At 34.9% G+C, this 19,533-nt stretch carries 17 protein-coding genes; 3 read left to right on the top strand and 14 right to left on the bottom strand.

Annotated elements, in window-relative coordinates:
* Positions 1–40: 40 nt before the first annotated feature.
* The 7 genes from CRO04_RS06495 to CRO04_RS25960 form a co-directional block, all read right to left on the bottom strand.
* Positions 41–1,444, bottom strand: coding sequence for a hypothetical protein (locus tag CRO04_RS06495; RefSeq protein ID WP_097003415.1), 1,404 nt, complete (start codon positions 1,442–1,444; stop codon positions 41–43).
* A gap of 33 nt (positions 1,445–1,477) precedes the next feature.
* Positions 1,478–2,896, bottom strand: coding sequence for a sugar transferase (locus tag CRO04_RS06490; RefSeq protein ID WP_097003414.1), 1,419 nt, complete (start codon positions 2,894–2,896; stop codon positions 1,478–1,480).
* Between the two features lie 201 nt (positions 2,897–3,097).
* A complete protein-coding gene (locus tag CRO04_RS06485; RefSeq protein WP_097003413.1) occupies positions 3,098–4,792 on the bottom strand; it encodes a phospho-sugar mutase in 1,695 nt (564 codons plus the stop codon).
* Between the two features lie 64 nt (positions 4,793–4,856).
* Positions 4,857–6,167: a sugar phosphate nucleotidyltransferase gene (locus CRO04_RS06480; protein ID WP_097003412.1), complete on the bottom strand. Its 1,311-nt coding sequence runs from the start codon at positions 6,165–6,167 to the stop codon at positions 4,857–4,859.
* A 54-nt stretch (positions 6,168–6,221) separates the two neighbouring features.
* A complete protein-coding gene (locus CRO04_RS06475; RefSeq protein WP_097003411.1) occupies positions 6,222–7,163 on the bottom strand; it encodes a GDP-L-fucose synthase family protein in 942 nt (313 codons plus the stop codon).
* A gap of 35 nt (positions 7,164–7,198) precedes the next feature.
* The gene (gmd, locus tag CRO04_RS06470; RefSeq protein ID WP_330400790.1) at positions 7,199–8,254 is read right to left on the bottom strand and encodes a GDP-mannose 4,6-dehydratase; all 1,056 of its coding nucleotides are present in this window, start codon (positions 8,252–8,254) and stop codon (positions 7,199–7,201) included.
* A gap of 315 nt (positions 8,255–8,569) precedes the next feature.
* Positions 8,570–8,920, bottom strand: a complete 351-nt coding sequence (locus tag CRO04_RS25960; protein ID WP_141400950.1) for a hypothetical protein — start codon at positions 8,918–8,920, stop codon at positions 8,570–8,572.
* Between the two features lie 250 nt (positions 8,921–9,170).
* Here CRO04_RS25960 and CRO04_RS25955 point away from each other — a divergent pair, with 250 nt between their 5' ends.
* The 3 genes from CRO04_RS25955 to CRO04_RS06460 all read left to right on the top strand — a co-directional run bounded on the left by CRO04_RS25955 (position 9,171) and on the right by CRO04_RS06460 (position 11,930).
* Positions 9,171–9,764, top strand: coding sequence for a DUF6431 domain-containing protein (locus CRO04_RS25955; protein WP_141400949.1), 594 nt, complete (start codon positions 9,171–9,173; stop codon positions 9,762–9,764).
* A 98-nt stretch (positions 9,765–9,862) separates the two neighbouring features.
* On the top strand, positions 9,863–11,134 hold the full coding sequence (locus CRO04_RS06465) for a DDE-type integrase/transposase/recombinase (protein WP_097003410.1): 1,272 nt from the start codon (positions 9,863–9,865) through the stop codon (positions 11,132–11,134).
* The gene (locus tag CRO04_RS06460; protein WP_097003409.1) at positions 11,127–11,930 is read left to right on the top strand and encodes an ExeA family protein; all 804 of its coding nucleotides are present in this window, start codon (positions 11,127–11,129) and stop codon (positions 11,928–11,930) included. Before CRO04_RS06465 ends, CRO04_RS06460 begins: the two co-directional genes overlap by 8 nt.
* Positions 11,931–12,099: 169 nt before the next feature.
* On the opposite strand, the gene CRO04_RS27410 is transcribed toward CRO04_RS06460, so the two are convergent.
* From CRO04_RS27410 to CRO04_RS06425, 7 genes are read right to left on the bottom strand one after another with little or no spacing between them, the layout of a single operon-like run.
* Positions 12,100–12,873, bottom strand: coding sequence for an acyltransferase family protein (locus CRO04_RS27410; RefSeq protein ID WP_097003408.1), 774 nt, complete (start codon positions 12,871–12,873; stop codon positions 12,100–12,102).
* A 53-nt stretch (positions 12,874–12,926) separates the two neighbouring features.
* On the bottom strand, positions 12,927–14,447 hold the full coding sequence (locus CRO04_RS06450) for a lipopolysaccharide biosynthesis protein (protein WP_097003407.1): 1,521 nt from the start codon (positions 14,445–14,447) through the stop codon (positions 12,927–12,929).
* Positions 14,440–15,360 carry an alpha-1,2-fucosyltransferase gene (locus tag CRO04_RS06445; protein ID WP_097003406.1) on the bottom strand — a complete coding sequence of 307 codons (921 nt, stop codon included), beginning with the start codon at positions 15,358–15,360 and terminating at the stop codon, positions 14,440–14,442. The genes CRO04_RS06450 and CRO04_RS06445 overlap by 8 nt, the downstream gene beginning before the upstream one ends.
* 2 nt (positions 15,361–15,362) lie before the next feature.
* Positions 15,363–16,628, bottom strand: a complete 1,266-nt coding sequence (locus CRO04_RS06440; RefSeq protein WP_097003405.1) for an O-antigen ligase family protein — start codon at positions 16,626–16,628, stop codon at positions 15,363–15,365.
* A 27-nt stretch (positions 16,629–16,655) separates the two neighbouring features.
* Complete coding sequence (locus CRO04_RS06435; RefSeq protein WP_097003404.1) at positions 16,656–17,549, bottom strand: glycosyltransferase; 894 nt, start codon at positions 17,547–17,549, stop codon at positions 16,656–16,658.
* A gap of 3 nt (positions 17,550–17,552) precedes the next feature.
* Entirely contained in the window at positions 17,553–18,710 is a 1,158-nt protein-coding gene (locus CRO04_RS06430) for a glycosyltransferase family 4 protein (RefSeq protein WP_097003403.1), read from the bottom strand.
* A gap of 3 nt (positions 18,711–18,713) precedes the next feature.
* Entirely contained in the window at positions 18,714–19,352 is a 639-nt protein-coding gene (locus CRO04_RS06425; protein WP_207654407.1) for a CatB-related O-acetyltransferase, read from the bottom strand.
* Positions 19,353–19,533: the final 181 nt, after the last annotated feature.

Below are 19,533 nucleotides of genomic sequence, written 5' to 3'. Positions count from 1 at the left end.
TTGTAATTTATCCTGAAAATAGTTCATGGGAATCGTAAAATCAAGCTCCAGAAGTATAAACGGAGTCCATAACAATATATCCCAACACTTTCTTATTCATATTAAGAGCCGTCTCCAGTTCTTTTTCAATCTCTCTCATTTTAGACTGTCGGCGCACTACTACTAAAATAACAGCATCATACATCTGTAAATTTTGTAAACTTTTAGCATTATGAAGAATATCAGTTCCAAATCCAATCTTAAGTTCACTTAATCTTTGCTGGATTTCTCCAGAGAGATCAGCCAGGCGGGTTTCTTCTACTATTCCGGTTAAGTATATGGATTGTTCTGCCTCTAACATTCCATGGATGCTCGTTGCAGTAAGATCACAGACTAAATCATCTGGGATCAATTCTTTTCCTTCGATCATATCCAGCCAATTATCAATAGCTAAGAATGCTTTCTTTTTCCTATTTTCCTTAAAACTTCCCAAATTCCTCAGACCAAACCGATTCTTCAAGTCCTCATTGGTATTTATTTTTCCATTGAGCAAATATACAACACATACAACAAATGCTACTAAAAATGCTCCGGCAAACCAGCCAACTATGCCATACTTTACTCCTGCTTTCACGATCGACATCCTGGATAAAGCAATTGGCTTATTAGGTTTTTCTAATTCTTTTAATCCCTTTTCCGCATCTTCTAAGTTTTTATTTGTAGCAGCCAAATCTTCTACCTTTTGTTTTTGGTAATCTGCTAATGTCTGATCAGTAACTACACCAATATCCTGATTCATGACAGATAAACTATGCTGACCTAAATGATCCTGAATGTCCGGATACATAGACTTTAAATTATCTACAATCTCATTTAAAATCTTGCCTGCTCCTTCTTTATCTGTATAGGTAACACTTACATTCAGCATATTGCTATCATAGTCTGTTGTAACTTTTATCAATTCTTTTAAATAAATCAGATCAATTCCCATTTCATCGGATAAAGTTTCTAAAAATCCCCCCTGCTGAATCGCGGATGCATACGCCTTTACTACTCCATCTGCAAAATCCACAGGGGTTACAGTTATCCCATTCTCTTCTGGAATCTCTGCCATTTTAACAAAGACATCCACAGAAGCAGCGCCCTTATTATAAGGGTCTATTTTCAGCAATATGGAATTTTCCTTATACTTTTCCTGATATGCGATACTTGCAGTGAAACTGTCAATATCGCGTTCATATCCTTTCTCGGATTGCTCATACTTCTCTTTATCAGTCTGATACTGCTCTTTAAGCTCCGTAATATATGCTTCATCATTCTGATTCCTTAACTCTTTTACGCATTTGTACCCTCCCAATATTATCGCAAAGGCAAAAGCAAAAAGTATAATTGGGCGCCACTTCCTAAAGACCGCAAACATTAGATCCTTTAAATCTATTTCCTGCTCATATGTGTTATTTTCCATTTTTTTCTCCTCTGATATGTTTAAAGTCTTGTTCTAGCGGGATCCTTTTCCTGTCAGGACAACCCAGACTGTCAAAATCAAAATCTTAATATCCTTTAAAATAGACCAGTTATCAATATACTGCATGTCTAACTTAACGACCTCATCAAAATCTTTGATATCACTGCGTCCGCTGATCTGCCATAAGCCAGTAAGACCAGGTGTCATGCTAAGCCGGCACTTATGTTTGGCTTCGTACCGTTCAAATTCATCCACTGTCGGTGGTCTGGTCCCCACTAAGCTCATATCCCCTCTTAAAACATTCCAGAACTGAGGCAGTTCGTCAATGCTGGTATTACGAAGGAATCTTCCCACCCTGGTAATTCTGGGGTCATCCTCCATCTTAAACATAAGACCTTTGACCTCATTTTTTTTCATAAGCTCTTTCTTCCTCTGTTCCGCATCCTGATACATAGAACGGAATTTATAAAACGTAAACTTTCTTCCATTTTTTCCGACTCTGGTTTGTCCGAAGAAAATAGGACCAGGAGAATTTAATTTTATTGCGGGAGCTACGAAGATGGTTGCGATTCCAAGTATTATTATTCCCACAAGGCTTCCAACAATATCCAGCATTCGCTTGAGTAATATTTGCCGGTTAGAAAATATATTTCTGGCAAACGTAACAACCGCATATTTCCCAACTCGGTTCAATACTTTTTTACCACTTGAAGGGATATTAAAGATATCTATATTTAAATCAACAATCACTCCCATATTTTCAAGTTCTGATATCCATTCCCTTAAGACTGGTTCCTGCATTATGGTGCTATCATTTATGAACACTTCATCAACGTTATGATGAACGACATAATCAAGAAGTGTTGTTCGGTCAGCTACAATCGGTAATCCACATACAGCTTCCCCGATCTGCGATATATCGGTCAATACCACTCCCACCAATATGCGGTTCCACTCGTTATAACCAATAAGATTCTCTAGTACAGTTTCTATCTTCATGGAAGTGGTTGCTATTAGAAGGCGGCTACTATATTTACTTGTTTTATAAACACGGGTCATAAATTGCTTAAAAAGAATCCTGAACGAAAAAGTTAAAACTATATTTATTACAAAAAAATAACCGAAAACCAATCGTGACAGCTCAGACGATTTATGAATTAAAAATAGAATTAATATCCAAGATATGGTAAATATACATTGATTACGGACTACGGATACAAATTCTTCAAAATTACCCCTTCTAAAAAAATGGTGATTAAAATCAGTAAAAAAATTTAATAATCCATATAGTAAACTAATGAGTGTGATCTGCCATATCTGATCTATATGACTATTTCGACCAAATAAAAAACCATAGCGTAAACAATATGCTATACCACTACTAATCCAAATGGCTATAAAATCTATTAATAATATCAGTAATTTCTCAACTGATTTTCTCTTTTGATACATATTTTTACTCCTTTTACCGCACTCTAGTTGCATATTATACATAAAACATCTATAATCATTTTAACAGATTCGCCATTAATGAACAATTAAGATTTTTATAATTTTTTACTGCTAGTATTTATCTCCATCTTGATTAAACAAAAAATAAAGAAGAACTGACATGTACTGCACTCAATTATTTTACATCTTTAATTATAAAACTTATACAAAAAGTGTATTTAATTCTTTTGCTATTATACCCTCTAAATATTCGGCCTCTTTGGAGTTTCCTGCACTGATAGAAATGTAAATCTTCAATTTAGGTTCAGTTCCTGAAGGTCTAATAACTACAGAACAGTTATCTTCAAGCAGAAATTTCAAAACATTTGACTTTGGAAGACCAGCTAATCCCAGACTATAATCAAGGCAACTAAGTACCCTTTTTCCTCCAATTGCTTTTATTCCATCACGAAAGTTTTCCATAATTTTTTGCATTTTTGCAAAGCCCTCTGCCCCTTCAAATTCAAAAGAATGCAAGGTATTTAAACAAAAACCATATTGAAGATACAATTCATTCAGTTTTTGTAACAGACTAACTCCTTGAGCTTTGTAATAAGCAAACATCTCACAGATCATAAAGGCACTATCAACTGCATCTTTGTCTCTAACATGCGAGCTACTTAAATAGCCATAACTTTCCTCGAATCCAAAAATGAACGAATTTATCTTTCCTTTTGCCTCCAGTAAGCCAATCTGCTCTCCAATAAACTTAAAACCAGTCAAAACATTAATTGTACGCACTCCGTAATTTGCTGCAATGCGTTCTGCCATATCAATGCTTACAATAGTCTTAATTAAAACCGGGTCTTCGGGCATCTTGTTCATTTTCTGACGTCGTGAACAGATATAGTCAAGCAGAAGCATTCCAACTTCATTCCCTGATAACAATCTGTATTCACTATTTTCATTTTTTACAGCAATCCCCACACGATCACAATCTGGATCTGTTGCCAAAAGTAAATCAGCCTTATATCTTTTTGCATATTCCATTCCTAGTGCCATTGCTTCTTTCATTTCAGGATTAGGATAAGGACAAGTTGGAAAGTTACCATCTGGCTGTTCCTGTTCTTTCACCACCGTAATATTCATATAACCTGACTCTTTTAAAGTACGTAAAACAGGCTTTCGACCAGTGCCATTCAACGGTGAATATATTATTGATACATTTTTATCCAACACCACATCATCAGACAACATTGTGTGTCTCTTTATTTCTTCTACAAACGCAGTAAAAACATCATTTCCTATATTGGATATTTTCCCTGTCCTTAAACCTGTTTCAAAGTCCATAGTCTTAACATCATGAAAAATATCCAATTTATTAATTTCTGTCAATATCTGAGTCGCTGCTTCAATAGTTATCTGGCAACCGTCTGATCCATATACTTTATACCCATTGTATTCACAAGGATTGTGAGATGCAGTTACCATGATCCCAGCAGCACAGTTAAGCTTTCTTACCGCATAAGATAAACATGGTGTGGGCATAAGCTCTGTGTAAATTTCTACCTTGATTCCATTAGCAGCAAATACTCCCGAAGCCACCTGTGCAAATAAGTATGACTTATTACGTGAATCATAACTGACTGCAATCTTTCGGTCTTTCTCCACAAAGTTTTTTATCACATAATCTGCAAGACCCTGAGATGCCTTTGCTACCGTATAGACATTCATGCGATTAGTGCCCGCACCAATTATACCGCGAAGTCCACCAGTACCAAAAGCAAGATTAGTATAAAATGCATCCTCTATTCTTTTTTTATTCTCTGCTATTTCTTTCAGCTCTATTATTAAATCATTATCAGCAGTTGCCTCTGAACACCAACGCTGATATTCCTTTTGAATACTACTATCCATTTTCATCCTCCTGTGATTTGAATGGAAAATTATATGGGGACACGCTTAAATGCTTAATCCGAAATTAATTAAATTCAAACTTTTGTTTGTCATGTACACTGATTTCAGTTCCTAATTGCACTTCTATCACATGAAGTTCAGTATCTGCAATGATTGTATGTTTACATCCTGCAGGCATCGTCACTACATCACCTGCTTTTACTTTTTGCTCTACCCCATCCATAACTGTTCTGCCCTCACCATAAATGATTGTCCAAACTTCATCTCGGAACTCATGGCTATGATAATTCATTCTATGTCCAGAATTTAATGTCACTTTAATGGTCATATTATTTTCTTCTATATCCAACACGCGAAAACTTCCCCATGACTTTTCCGCAAACATTATTTGTTGGTCTATGGCATCCACAAAAGGTTTGATATAGCTAGACTGATCCTTATCAGAAACTAAAATTCCTTCAGGACTTGCAGAAACCACAACATCTTTTAATCCCATACAAAGAACAGGTACATTTAGTTCATTTACTACATGAACATTCTCACATTCTTCATTAAAAATCGCCTCTCCAACAGCCTGGCCAGCCATTGACTCTGTTAGCGTATTCCATGTACCTAAGTCTTTCCACTGACCCGCAAAACGCATGACCTTAATTTTCTCTTCGTGTTCAACCACAGCATAGTCGAAACTGATTTTTTGTAACGTTTCGTACTTACTGAAAAGATCTTTATAATCTTTAAAGTGAATCAGCTCATGGGCACGCTGTAGAATATGTCCTAAGCGAAAAGCAAAAACTCCTGCATTCCAAAGCGCCCCTTGTAATATATATTCTTCCGCAACCGTTTTAACTGGCTTTTCCTTAAACATGGATACGCTGCTGACATGATTCTTATTTTCTGGAATGATATATCCGTACTTTTCGCTTGGATAAGTCGGCTCAATTCCCATCAGTACCAGGTTGGCATCCTCAATTTCTACTAAATCACCTAATTTTTTTATTGCCTGAAAATAGTCCTCATCCACATAAGGATCAACTGGGCAGACAACAACGGATTCATTTTCGTCCACTCCTTGAATATCATGAAGATATGCACAAGCCAGCGCTATTGCAGGAAACGTATCTCTTCTACATGGTTCAATACTGATGCCGACTTCATCTCCCAATTGATTATGTATTGCAGAAACCTGAGATTTGGAAGTAGCAATTGTAACTACAGCATCTGAATCTATACTCTTAATTTGGCGATACACACGTTGAACCATAGATTCATAACCATCTTCTGTTTTAAAAATCTTTATAAACTGTTTAGACCGAATATCATTTGATAGCGGCCAAAGTCTTTTCCCAGAACCGCCAGATAATAATACTATATTCATCCAATTCTTCCTTTTCATCATCAAACTTGTACATAGAATTGTTGCTGTTTGTATTCATCGCTCTGCTCTTATTGGATTTTTTAAGAAGTCCTCATAAGACAATCGGATGCCATCTTCGAGAGTTGTCTTGTATGTCCAACCCAGATTAGCTGCCTTAGAAACATCTAACAATTTACGAGGAGTACCATTGGGTTTACTGGTATCCCAACGGATTTCTCCATGATATCCAATAATCCTGGCGACCAACTCCGTCAGTTCTTTTATAGATAATTCTTTGCCGGTTCCTGCATTTACAGTCTCATTTCCACTGTAATGATCCATTAAAAAGACGCATAAGTTTGCCAAATCATCTACATACAAAAATTCTCGTAAAGGAGAACCATCCCCCCAGCAGGTAACATACGAAAGATTTTCTTCTTTCGCCTCATGGAAACGACGGATCAATGCAGGCAATACATGGCTATTAGTTGGGTGGTAATTATCATTAGGGCCATATAGATTCGTAGGCATGACGGAAATATAATCTGTTCCATATTGCTTATTTAAAAATTCACAATATTTCAATCCAGAAATCTTGGCTAAAGCATAAGCCTCATTACTTTTCTCCAATTCAGAAGTAAGCAGACAGTCCTCTTTCATTGGCTGAGGAGCCAGCCGTGGATAGATACAGGAAGATCCTAAAAACTCCAGTTTTTTACACCCATTTTTCCATGCAGAATTAATAATATTCATTTCCAAAATCATATTTTCATACATGAAATCTGCTAACGCATTCTGGTTGGAGACGATCCCCCCTACCTTCGCAGCGGCTAAAAATACATAATCCGGCTTTTCTGCTTCAAAGAATGACTCAACAGACTCCTGACGGCATAAATCAAGTTCTACACGTGTGCGAGTTATTATATTGTTATATCCCTGACGCTCCAGTTCGCGAACAATGGCAGAACCAACCATGCCGCGATGACCGGCTACGTATATTTTTCCATTTTTATCCATAAAACTTACTCTCCTTTAATTACAGATAATATCCATTAGTTCAAGGCTGTTCTTACTGCCTTTTCTTTTTTAGCAAGCTCACGATCATGCTCTGCCATAATACTAACAAGTTCCTCGTAACTGGTTTTCTGTGGATTCCAACCTAAAACAACCTTTGCCTTTGTTGGATCCCCCCATAGGTTATCCACGTCTGTTGGACGAAACCACTCAGGATTTACACATACCAACATTTTCCCAGTCGCTACATCGTATCCCTTCTCATTCATATCAGAACCGTCCCAGCGAATTTTAATACCATTAGCTGCAAACGCCTTTTCAGTAAAATCACGAACCGTATGCTGTTCCCCTGTGGCAATCACAAAGTCTTCTGGTTTATCATGTTGTAACATCAGCCACATACATTCAACATAGTCTTTGGCATATCCCCAATCACGTAGAGAATCCATGTTCCCTAACTCCAGATGATTCTGTAAACCTTCTGCAATGCGTCCAGCCGCAAGTGTAATCTTACGAGTCACAAAATTCTCACCTCGACGTTCAGATTCATGGTTAAAAAGAATTCCATTTACAGCAAACATACCATAAGCCTCACGGTATTCCTTAGTGATCCAAAAACCATACTGCTTTGCAACAGCATAGGGGCTATATGGGTGGAAAGGAGTCGTTTCTTTTTGTGGAACTTCCTCTACCTTTCCGTACAATTCAGAAGTGGAGGCCTGATAAACTTTTGTTTTTTTAGTCAGACCAAGAATGCGGCAAGCCTCCAGAATACGTAAAACACCAAGTGCATCCACATCACCGGAATATTCTGGTACATCAAAAGAAACCTGAACATGACTCTGTGCTGCTAAATTATAGATCTCATCCGGTTGAACAATACTAATAATGCGTATTAAAGATGAGGAATCAGAAAGATCTCCATCATATAAAGTAATAGCATTCTTAGCAATTAAATGATTAATTCGAGTGGTATTAGACATTGATGAACGACGTGTAATTCCATGAACCTCATATCCCTTATCCAACAAAAATTCCGCCAAATAGGAGCCATCCTGACCTGTAATACCTGTAATTAATGCTTTTTTCATCATAGTCCAAACCTCAACTTTCATTTATTTATAAATTTCTCTTATATTTTGCTCTTATCAAATATTATACACAATTCTAAACAAATTTTCAAATAGCCAACGTGATAATGCCAAATCTTAATTTCCGCCTTCCCTTCTTAACACATTTATGAGCATTCTGGCTTTCATTGGTTCTTTACAATTACACGTTATTCATTATTTTTACTCAAAAGCCCACTGTTTTTTACCAACTTGTATATTAATATACTAAATAACAATCACAGTGTTATTCCTTTATCCTATAACTTTGGGAGGATTCATTGAGAACTTTTACATTCTCTAAAAAAGATATTTAACCCATGCTATATTGAAAGATGTTTTATTTAAAATTATTCTAATCGACTGACATATAAGCAATGAAACAAGTACTCCTAATAACCCAACAATGTAATGATTATGAATCGATCTTGAAATCAATCTATCTATGATGGAAAAGATAAATCTGTGTAGCGCTAATAATAAAATAGTATTTTGTCCAATTAAAGCCAATCCTTTAACTACAAATGTATCTTCAAATATCTTACAAACAAGTGCATAGCTGCTTGTTCCAAGAACTCCTATTATAATAGTGTCAGCCAGCAAATTATAATTCCAACCGGCTGTAACTTTACTGCAAATTAATTTCTGCAACTACATATATTACCTATCGGTACGTGCTGTATTTTACTGCACGTTTTTTTCTGTCTTTCTATTGACCATTTCTTCTCATTCCCATATAGTTTTTAATGTAACCATAACAACAAAAAAAGAGAAAGAACAGCCCTTCCTACAGTTCGTCCTTTCTCTTCACCAAACTAAGCGCCGCATGCAGGTCCCGGTTCAGGATCTATGTCCTATTTATGGTTGCCTGTCAAAAAGCAGTCTGCTTAAGTCCATCTCTATGATAAGAAAAAACTCTCTGTTTTGCAAGATTATTCGTATAAAAACTTCATCAAAATTTTTATTTCTTGATTTCATGCGCTCTTTTCAGCCCAAAACCGTGGAATGTCCCATCTGTCATTCCAAAGGAAACTGTAAGATTCACGCTTCCTATTCCCGATCAATCATAGATATCATCCATGGAAAACCGGTCTATCAGGATATCTGTGTTACAAGGATCATCTGTGAAAGCTGTGGTCATTCCCATGCCATTCTTCCAGATACTATCATTCCTTATTCCCAGTATGGTATCTTTTTCATTCTCCGTGTTCTTGCGGAGTACTTTACTCACCTTAAAACTGTGGCTTCTCTTTGTGAAGCTTACAACATCACTCCTTCCATGCTCTATCGGTGGCGTGACATGTTTCTACAAAATCGTTCTGTCTGGCTCAGTATTCTTGATCAGAAAGAGCAACTTCCAAAGGATTTTATCAGATTTCTATGCCTCATGGAACATTTCTCTGATTTCTCCTCTGGTTTCTTCCGGCTTACAGGCTCTTCCTTTTTGCAGAGCCACGCGAATCCCACTGCACTTTTTGGCCGGAAGCATTTCTGACCTGTTTTAAATTCCGTTTTCCACACAACGTGGGAATAGGCATCTTTTATTCTACGGTTTACCATAGATTCATAACCAATGAAGGAGGTAAACATGCCATGAATGAACATAACAATCTATCAAACGCAGCTGCTGTTGCACAGTTTCGATTTGCCCTCATCGCTCCGGTGATCCAGGACTTATTTCCTGATGTTTCCAAAACCGCCTATTACAAGAGAGTCACTGAAAAACCCTTGATTCTTCCAGACGGTACAACAAAAGTCTACGATTACAAAACCGTTGAGAAATGGGTCTCTCAGTACCGTCTTGGCGGCATTGATGCCTTGATGCCAAAAGATCGTGTTGATAAAGGCACTTCCCGTGCTCTTTCTGATACTGCAATTGAAGAAATCTACCATTTAAAAGAAAACTTTCCAAGGCTCAATGCCACTCAGATTCACCAGAAGTTAATTGCTGATTCCTTTATCCCAGCTTCCGTATCTGTAGATGCCGTTCAGCGTTTCATCAAACACAATGATTTAAAATCAGCTAGAAATCCAAATGTCCGCGACCGCAAAGCCTTTGAAGAGGATATGTTTGGCAAAATGTGGCAGGCTGACACCTGTTATCTTCCACATATCACGGAAGACGGGCACTGCCGCCGTGTTTACTGTGTCATGATTATCGATGACCATTCCAGACTGTTAGTAGGCGGTCAACTCTTCTATAACGATAATGCTGCTAACTTTCAGAAAGTATTAAAAGATGCCATTGCTACTTACGGCATTCCCGATAAACTTTACGTCGACAATGGTTCACCCTATTCTAACCAACAGCTTTCCATGATTTGTGGAGCAGTTGGTACTGTGCTTTTGCACACCAGAGTCCGTGACGGAGCTTCCAAAGCAAAAGTAGAACGCCATTTTCGTACACTGAAAGAACGCTGGCTTTATACGCTTGATATTGAACGCATTTCTTCACTGGCTGAATTTAACAGCCTTTTAAAAGACTACATGCGCTCTTATAACACAACCTTCCACACAGGTATTGACTGTACTCCTTTTACCCGCTATCAGTATACAAAATCTCATGTAAGATGTCCTGCATCCAGAGACTGGCTCAATGAATGCTTCCTCAATCGTATTTCCAGGAAAGTGAATAAAGATTCCACTGTTTCCATCAACAAGAACAGCTTTGATGTTCCTATGCAGTTTATTTCTATGAAAGTAGATATTCGTTATCAGCCAAATGACATGGATTCTGCCTTCATCCTCTATGACGGTAAGCACTTTCCTCTTCTTCGAACGGATAAAAATGCCAACTGCCATACCAAGAGAAACAACGCACCATCGATTGACTACTCAAAGATGGGAGGTCCTTCTAATGTATAACGACTTTTACGCACTTTCCTTCAATCCCTTTGATAAATCCATTTCTGAGAAGGACTCCTTTGCTTCCAGAGACTTTAAAGAGATGTCCCACCGACTGGATTACTTAAAAGATATCCGTGGTATCGGCATCTTTACTGCAAGACCCGGCATGGGAAAATCCTACTGCCTCAGATGCTTCTCCAAAAGTCTGAACCCCAATCTTTACCATGTAGCTTATTTATGCCTGTCTACCATCTCTGTTGCAGAATTCTACAAGCAGTTCTGTTCTGTACTTGGGGTCAGTGATAAAGGTGGTAAAACTGGCATGTTCAAAGCAATTCAGGAGCAGATCTACTACCAGTACAAGGAAAAAAGGCAGCCACTTTTGCTGGTCATTGATGAAGCACAGTATCTGAGTACTGGAATTCTCAATGACATCAAAATGCTGATGAACTATGGTTACGATTCCATGAACTGTTTTACCCTAATTCTTTGTGGAGAATCCCACTTGAATGACATTCTCCGTAAACCCGTTCATGAAGCTCTTCGCCAAAGAATTACTGTCCACTATAATTACGCTGGACTTGATGACAAAGAAGTTGCTGCTTATATTCTGCACAAGCTAGAACGTGCAGGAGGCTCTAAATCCATCATTGATGATGCAGCACTTGCCTCCATCCATGGTTATTCACAGGGAAATCCCCGGTTAATTGATAATCTAATGACCGATGCCATCGCTTTTGGCTCTCAGGCTGGCAAACATACTATTGATATAGATGTTATTCTTGCAGCTGTAGATAATCAAAATCTTTCATAATGAAGTTTTTATTTTTCAAGGTTCAAAGGCTGTGAGCTGTGGCTCATGGCCTTGTTTCAAAGCAGGAATATCCTGTCTTGAAACAAGACTACGAGAGTGTGCAGTTGTTCAGGTATTTTTGCGCAGTTATAGATGACACTGCGCAGTCTGGTCGGTATCAGTCGGGAATTTAGTTTGCCGTTATTCCCGACTGTAATTCGCCGTCTGACATAATAGTTAGGACAATACTTAAAACACCATATTTGCCATATTCTCTAACACTTATATTAATTCCAGGATTAAAATAAGCCAATAATATATATATAATTACTATACAGTATATTACCAATTTTTTTTGATTAAGATTTTCCAAATTAATTCTACGAATTAATAATCCAAATAGCATAAATACTGTTCCCAAAAAAGCTGTGTCAAGACTCCATGGCAAAAGAACTGGTAAAAAGGACATCCAGATAGTTATAGTTATACATATTATACAACTAAACAAAATCTGCTTACGATTCGATTTGGGTATGAATTCAAATATAATAGATGTAACAAACGCCGCTGTTAGGTACCACAGCGGACTTACCTCATTCGCTAAAAAACGTATATTTTCATTTGCTGTTCTGGGATACAAACAATATCTCGAATATAATAAACTTATCATCCCAAATAATGTGTTATTTAGAATATTTCCACTTCTCATATATTTAAATACTGCCAGAAGAATAACTAATACGATTCCATAAAAAAAATAAGGAATGAGTAGTCTATTTATTTTATCTGTCAAATACTTCTTTATTCCCTTTTTACTATAAGTATATCCTGTAGATATAAAAAATAGCGGGATAAAACATGCATTAAGTACCCTCCCCAAATAAGGAATCACGAAAGAATGACTAACCATTATTAAAATTATACCTATGCCCTTTAAAGCATCTAACCACCGCAACCGATTCATATATCTATACCAACCAATCTATAATTCAATTTTCATACCTCTTTCCAATTTCATTAATGTTTTTTCAATAATTTTATTGCCATTTTAAATATTATCTTTTGTTCTCTAAGTTCAGTCATTAATATAATTAAAATAATCACTACAATGAGTTCGCATAAAGAACCAACCATAAGAAATCGCACTAGCTTATTTGAGATAGATAAATAATCACTAGCTCTCGTGCATATAAACACAGTTCCAACTAATATAAAAGCATATATCATATTTCGCCACCAGTATTTAAGATATCTTCCTATATTCTGTTTTAAACAAAATCTATATACCACCCAACTCCGTCCAATCCAGAAAATCATTTGACTAATGACTGTTCCTATTAAAACTCCAGGTATACCCCAAAAACCTACTAATATGAGCGATGATAAAATATTAGTTGTAGCACCCAATATCTCTATATTTCTTTCCATTCTAAATAAACCTGCACCATTTATAAAGTCAGCTGTTGCACTATGTACCAAATGTATATAAAAATCAACGCCCAATAGAATAGGAACCGCTCTTGGCATTACATACTCATTACCAACCCACATAACAATAAAATCATCAATTAATAAAAAAAAGGGAACTACTAAAATCATTGCTAATATATACCGAATATGCGTATATATTAGAAATGTTTCTTCCTTTTTTTTATTGTCATATTCATCCACAAGGTAGCTTCCAATTATAGGAATCAAAGGGCTCAGTATGCTATTTGTTAGATTTTTAATACTGTTTGTTATAGTGGTATAATTTACAAACCATGTAACCATTGATGTTCCCACAAAAGCAGAAATTATTAAATTATCAGTTGACGTGTAAATATATGAAGCAATCCTACCAGCAAAAACATTTTTTGCATCATTCAATATTACTTTAAATATCTTCTTATTCAAATGCTCTGAATGTAAATATGGATGCTTATGAGAACTATATATATGCACAATTATATTCGAAATTATTGACTGTCCAATTTTTAATACAAGGTATAGATAATAGCTTTTTAGCTTAATAATGATAATACATTGAACAATATTTATTAAAGTATTAACTAACATATCTATCGCTTTAGATATATAATCATGTTGATCGGCGTATAATAAAGTGCGTTTATATGCAAAAAAATATGTACTCGCAGATGCTACTGCTTGCAATAAAAAAAATATATATATATCATTTGTAATTTCAATACCTTTAATAAAAAAGCTTAGAAATGGCATAATCAAAAGAGAAGTCAAAATAAAAAATATTCCAATACATCTATATATCAATTTAAATACATTCATCACAGAATTTATGAGTATTGTATCTTTTTCATATATAGGTTTATATAAATTAAATGCAACTGCGGATTGAAATCCCAACTCAGATAATGCTAATGTATTAAGAATAGATGTAAAAGTTCCGTTAATTCCCAATATTTCAGATCCAATATATTTGATAAATATTGTTCTAGTTAGAAAAGTGAAAAATAATGTTATAATTTGACTTAATAATCCCATAAAACTATTGTTATATATGCTTTTTCCTCTATTCAATGGTTTTATCCCCAATGTCTATAATCTTCCAATCATCCTGATATAACTCAGAAGTATCTATATTACTTCTCATCCAGATTGAAGGAGCATAAACTAATTTATTATTATTATCATTTAAATACTGCGCCCACCAACTAAATGTGCTATTAGAAATAATAAAATGTCTGCAAGATTTCATTAAGATAAAATCATCTAAATCAGAATGACAAGTATCAATTAATTCCAGATTTATATATTTTATACAATATGGAAATTTATAGTTGTTTTTAATGTAATTAGCGTCATCTATAGAATTAGTAAAAATATAAAAAACAGGGTTTACTAACTCCTTTAAAGCTGCATCCATTGCCCTTTTATAATAATCCAAATTACAAATATTAAGATGTGCATATTGAGCCTCAAGATAATCGCCTCGTCTCCAATGAACACATACTGAATTAACCTTTTTGATTTCTTCCTGTAAGACCAGTACTGATATTGATGATTTCTCTTTTAACACAAAATCAGCTCTTAATATATCCTTAATATCATCAAAACATCGATGAGATTGAAATAGACCCTTTACATATTTATTTTTTGATAAACAAATTTCAGTTGGATAATAATCCATATAAGAGTTAGGTATAAATAACCCTTTTCTTGCCAATTTTTCATTATCTTTTTCATATTTATTCAATTTTTGCTTTAATTTACATACTAATCGTCTAAAAGAAAAGACTCCAATATTCAAATTATTTGTCAACATAAAATTATCCAACGCAAATGGTCTTTTAGTTGCAGATGATTCTTTATATGCAAACTTACTTACATCGCAACATATCTGGTCACCATATAATTTTTGCAGCTTTCTTGCAAACGCATATTGATACATTTGATTTCCTAGTCCACCATTGTTCATTAATAAGTATATCATAGTTATTTACCTTTCTGAAAGTTGGGTGATATATTACACTTTGCAATAGCAACCCCCCAAAAACACCACAACCAAATATGTAGAAAATTTGACCCATCACTAATAGAGGACAATACATACCCTATTAGCAATATTCCAAAGCACAGAGAGGTCCATTTTTCTTTTTCATTTTTAATTTTACAGGCTATATATATATTTCTTTTAATTAATTTCCAATATGACCACATATATCCAACAAAAATAAATATTCCGTAAGAGGTCAGGATTTCTAAGAACCAATTGTGTAATTTATGAACAGTTACAGGATATCTAGCTAAATTCTGTAACCAATAGTCAACACTTCCTGCACCTATCCCTAAGCCAAAGGAATCTTTTAAAAAATAAATACCATTTAAAATCAACTTTATCCTCTCAGAATTAGAGCTAACAGTTCCTGGATCATTAAAAAAATTCAATATAATATACTGTAAACCGTTATATAAACCAATAATAATTCCTAAAAAAATTGTTAATATTGCTAATAATAAATATTTTAATCCTTTTCTACCGCTTGATTTAAATACCATATACACAATTAAAATAAATGCAGTTATAAATGTAGCGAGCATATTCGCACGGGATCCAGAAAAAACAATCATTAACACAGAAGAGGCGGCTATTCCAAAATATAATATTTTTGCTATTTTTTTCTTGGATATTAACACAAGTATTATTGAGATAAAAAGAACAAAGAATATAAAAGTCGCGAAATCATTGCAGTTACCAAATGAGGAAACCGGGTTTCTCGTTCTTCTAAAGGCATATACAATGTCTTCATTAACAAATCTATAATTACCAGTAATGTATTCTTGCCAACCTATAATATTATGAATCACGCCTGCAATTAGAAAAGCCTTCATTGAAACAATAATGTCATCCAACTTATCAAAAAATGTACAAAAAGCTATAGTTGCTACTAATCCCTCAAAAAGAGCAATTAAATTTGCTAAATATTCATATATTTCTTTTACGAAGAAAACATTAATAAGACCATAGATAAACCAAATAAACATAAAAATTTGAATATGACCACAAAAATCTCTTTTTATTTTAAGTATCGCGTGTTTTGAACTAAGGCACCAGATTATTATTGAAATTAACAAAATCAAAAAAGCAAATTTGGAATTATCAAGCGCTATTGAACCTAATCTAATTGAAAAAAATGATATTCCCAATGAACATAAAAAAATGCACAGCCAACAAATTCTCTTCATTGTTTTTGAACCCACAAGAATGTTACTCCTTCTTTTTCTAATCTATTTATATAACAGCTTTTCATTCACCTTTGGAAAAATTTCTATAATTTTTCTTAAGGCTATATCATTTCTATCCTGTCCAATATTAGTTACATAAAGACCACTTGACTTTGTATTGACGAGTGAATAATATATTAATGGTTCCTTTCTTATTCTAACAGCAGGAACATCATTTAAAACAGACATACCCTTTAGCCATAAGTCATCTGAATTTAAACATATCTTTTTAATTGTTTCTTTGTCATAAGTTTCCATTGGTAAAATTGAGGCAGGATACAACACACCACCACAACCAATAGGAATAAGTTTCATGTTTGGTTCATACCCATTTACTCCATAGCTCCATTGTCCATATGGCGCTATCTCGCCATTCTCGAATGTAATCTCATGTGCCCATGTGCAACATACCGTATCTGGATACTTTTTCGATAGCTTCTGCAGTTCTTCTACTAATGTTTCCGGATAAAAAATATCATCATCAACTGTTATAATAGCACACTTTGGATACTGCTGCATTGCATAAAAGTACTTTTTATGAGGACGAAGATCATCACAAAACTTAATGGTTAATCCATATTCTTTTTGCTTTAACAGTTTATGGGGCAAGTCTTTCTCTTTATTTATAAACTGTTCTTCTGCCAACCACAAAATCAATTTTTTAGGTTTAACAGTCTGATTCAATAAAGTCTGTATTGTAATCCAAACAGTGTTTATTCTTGCAGGAAAAGAAGTTAATGAAATAATAATATCTGATTTTTCATCAATTCCATATTTAAATCTAGTTGAAACAGGATACAGTGAATTAAGCAGTAGCTTGTTTATTCTATAAGCTACTGACTTTATTTTTCTATTTTTAATCTTTCTTACATGGTCAAGCTTATTAACAACATTCATATTTTATTGGAGGCACCTTTCTGCAATCTTTTTATAAGAGAACACTTCCATTCCTTTACTCTCGGCAACAGCTTTCATTGCTTCAAACTTTTCAGGGAAATCTGTTAATTCTTTAATTTTTTCATATATCTCGTTTGCACTATCTTTATAAAGAAAACCTATATTTCCTCCCAAATCAACATGTGTGGTGCCATCCCAATACTTAACAAGCATAGGCTTACCCTGTCCGCATGCCTGCTCCCAGAATACTGAATGTCTGCCAGGAAAAACTAGTAAATCAGCTGCAGTTAAATAAGAATATGAATTCTCTGCTTTCACCCAGCCCACATAAATCACTTTTTCCTCTACACATAATTTATTAAATCTTTCTTTCAAATCAGGTGTCACAGAGCCAAACACTAGTAGCTTAACCTTTGGGTTTTTAATCTTTGCTACAGCCTCCATGAGTAAAAGTGTCTGAGTTTTAAATGAATCTATCTTACCTCCTGTCATAATAAGAAAATCATCTTTTGTTATCCCATATTTTTCTCGAATTTCTTTCCTTATTTCTGGCCTATTAGCCGCCTCTACCTTATCATCGTCGGCACCCATAACTAGGAGCTCACACTTATCTTTCGGAAGGTTATAAATATGTTCAAGGAAATCGACTCTTGCTGGAAGCACACCATAAAATTTACTTGTATAAGGTTCTATAATATGAGCAGTATATCTCCAGAGCATTTTATGAAGAATATTCTTAGAAAACCAGTTTCTCGCACTGTTAGAAAAATCAGCGTGATTATCTACATAAACCTTCACTCCAGGATTTGATTTCACATACTTTACAGTCTCATCGATATCCATAAACTGACAACCATGAATAAATAAAATATCAGGTTTAGCTTTTTCAAGCGCTCCAATTGTTCCATTGTAGCGTTTTAGCTTCCGGTAAACCTTCAACGGAGTTTTATAATCCAACCGAGTCACTTTAATGTCATATTCATTTTGATAAATAACTCCCTTTTTCAAAAATGTGCTTTTACCATCTTTATCAAAAGTCATTAAAGATGCAATTACTTCTACTTCATAACCAAGTTCTTTATGGAACTTAGGTAGCATATTTTCTTGATAAGAATAATTATCTGGGAAAAAACACCCCAGACACATATGAACTATCTTCACGGGCTACTCCTCCATACTTCTAAAAAGCTCTTTTGGTGAAACGAATTCTTCTGCGTAATTAAATAATTTTTCGTCTGACCATTCCCACCATTTGATTTCCTCCAATTTAGATATCATTTCATCATCAAAGCGTTTTCTAATCATCTTAGCCGGATTACCAGCCCAAATTTCATAAGCTCCTATATCTTTTGTAACTATCGAGCCCATGCCAATAACTGCACCATCGCCCACGCTAACACCAGCCTTTATCATTACACGGTTTCCAATCCATACATCGTTACCTATGATTGTACGCTTAAAGATTTCGAACTCATGACGTGAGAAATTCTTCTTCATGACATTTCCCCATTTGTGGAATACCGGTGATGTTGAGACCCACTCTGTAGGATGTGCAGTTCCACCTATATAGCAATTCATAGATATTGAAGTGAAATTCCCTATTTCTGTATCTGTAACAAAGCTATTGTTACCAATATATGAATACTTACCAAGCTTTCCTCGGTAAAACTTCACTCCAGAACAAATAGCTGCATTCTTATCTACCACGGCTTCTTGAAGTACAGCGATTACCGCAATATGTGTACAAAAAATTCTATATGGAATAGATAATATATTCCTAATCAATACTAACAGTCTTCGCATCTTATCCCTTTCCTCATAACTCAAACTCTCTTTTTTAATCTGCATCACTTTTTACTAGCAATCGTACATTAAAAAATAAAAGGACAGACCAATTCGCCTATACTAAACTTAAATTCGCTATACCAATTATATACTATAATTCAGAATCTATTCAATTATAATATTAAGATCATTTTAAGAA

Source organism: Lacrimispora amygdalina (assembly GCF_900205965.1).
In the GTDB taxonomy this organism is placed as follows: domain Bacteria; phylum Bacillota; class Clostridia; order Lachnospirales; family Lachnospiraceae; genus Lacrimispora; species Lacrimispora amygdalina_A.
This window is presented reverse-complemented; position numbering and strand designations above follow the sequence as displayed.

Coding starts and splice junctions, on each gene's coding strand:
- gmd (WP_330400790.1), bottom strand. CDS start 8,254: ATGATGAAAAAAGCATTAATTACAGGTATTACAGGTCAGGATGGCTCC.
- CRO04_RS27410 (WP_097003408.1), bottom strand. CDS start 12,873: ATGAATCGGTTGCGGTGGTTAGATGCTTTAAAGGGCATAGGTATAATT.
- CRO04_RS06480 (WP_097003412.1), bottom strand. CDS start 6,167: ATGAATATAGTATTATTATCTGGCGGTTCTGGGAAAAGACTTTGGCCG.
- CRO04_RS06495 (WP_097003415.1), bottom strand. CDS start 1,444: ATGGAAAATAACACATATGAGCAGGAAATAGATTTAAAGGATCTAATG.
- CRO04_RS06435 (WP_097003404.1), bottom strand. CDS start 17,549: ATGAATGTTGTTAATAAGCTTGACCATGTAAGAAAGATTAAAAATAGA.
- CRO04_RS25955 (WP_141400949.1), top strand. CDS start 9,171: ATGATAAGAAAAAACTCTCTGTTTTGCAAGATTATTCGTATAAAAACT.
- CRO04_RS06490 (WP_097003414.1), bottom strand. CDS start 2,896: ATGTATCAAAAGAGAAAATCAGTTGAGAAATTACTGATATTATTAATA.
- CRO04_RS06485 (WP_097003413.1), bottom strand. CDS start 4,792: ATGGATAGTAGTATTCAAAAGGAATATCAGCGTTGGTGTTCAGAGGCA.
- CRO04_RS06460 (WP_097003409.1), top strand. CDS start 11,127: ATGTATAACGACTTTTACGCACTTTCCTTCAATCCCTTTGATAAATCC.
- CRO04_RS06465 (WP_097003410.1), top strand. CDS start 9,863: ATGAATGAACATAACAATCTATCAAACGCAGCTGCTGTTGCACAGTTT.
- CRO04_RS06425 (WP_207654407.1), bottom strand. CDS start 19,352: ATGCGAAGACTGTTAGTATTGATTAGGAATATATTATCTATTCCATAT.
- CRO04_RS06475 (WP_097003411.1), bottom strand. CDS start 7,163: ATGGATAAAAATGGAAAAATATACGTAGCCGGTCATCGCGGCATGGTT.
- CRO04_RS06445 (WP_097003406.1), bottom strand. CDS start 15,360: ATGATATACTTATTAATGAACAATGGTGGACTAGGAAATCAAATGTAT.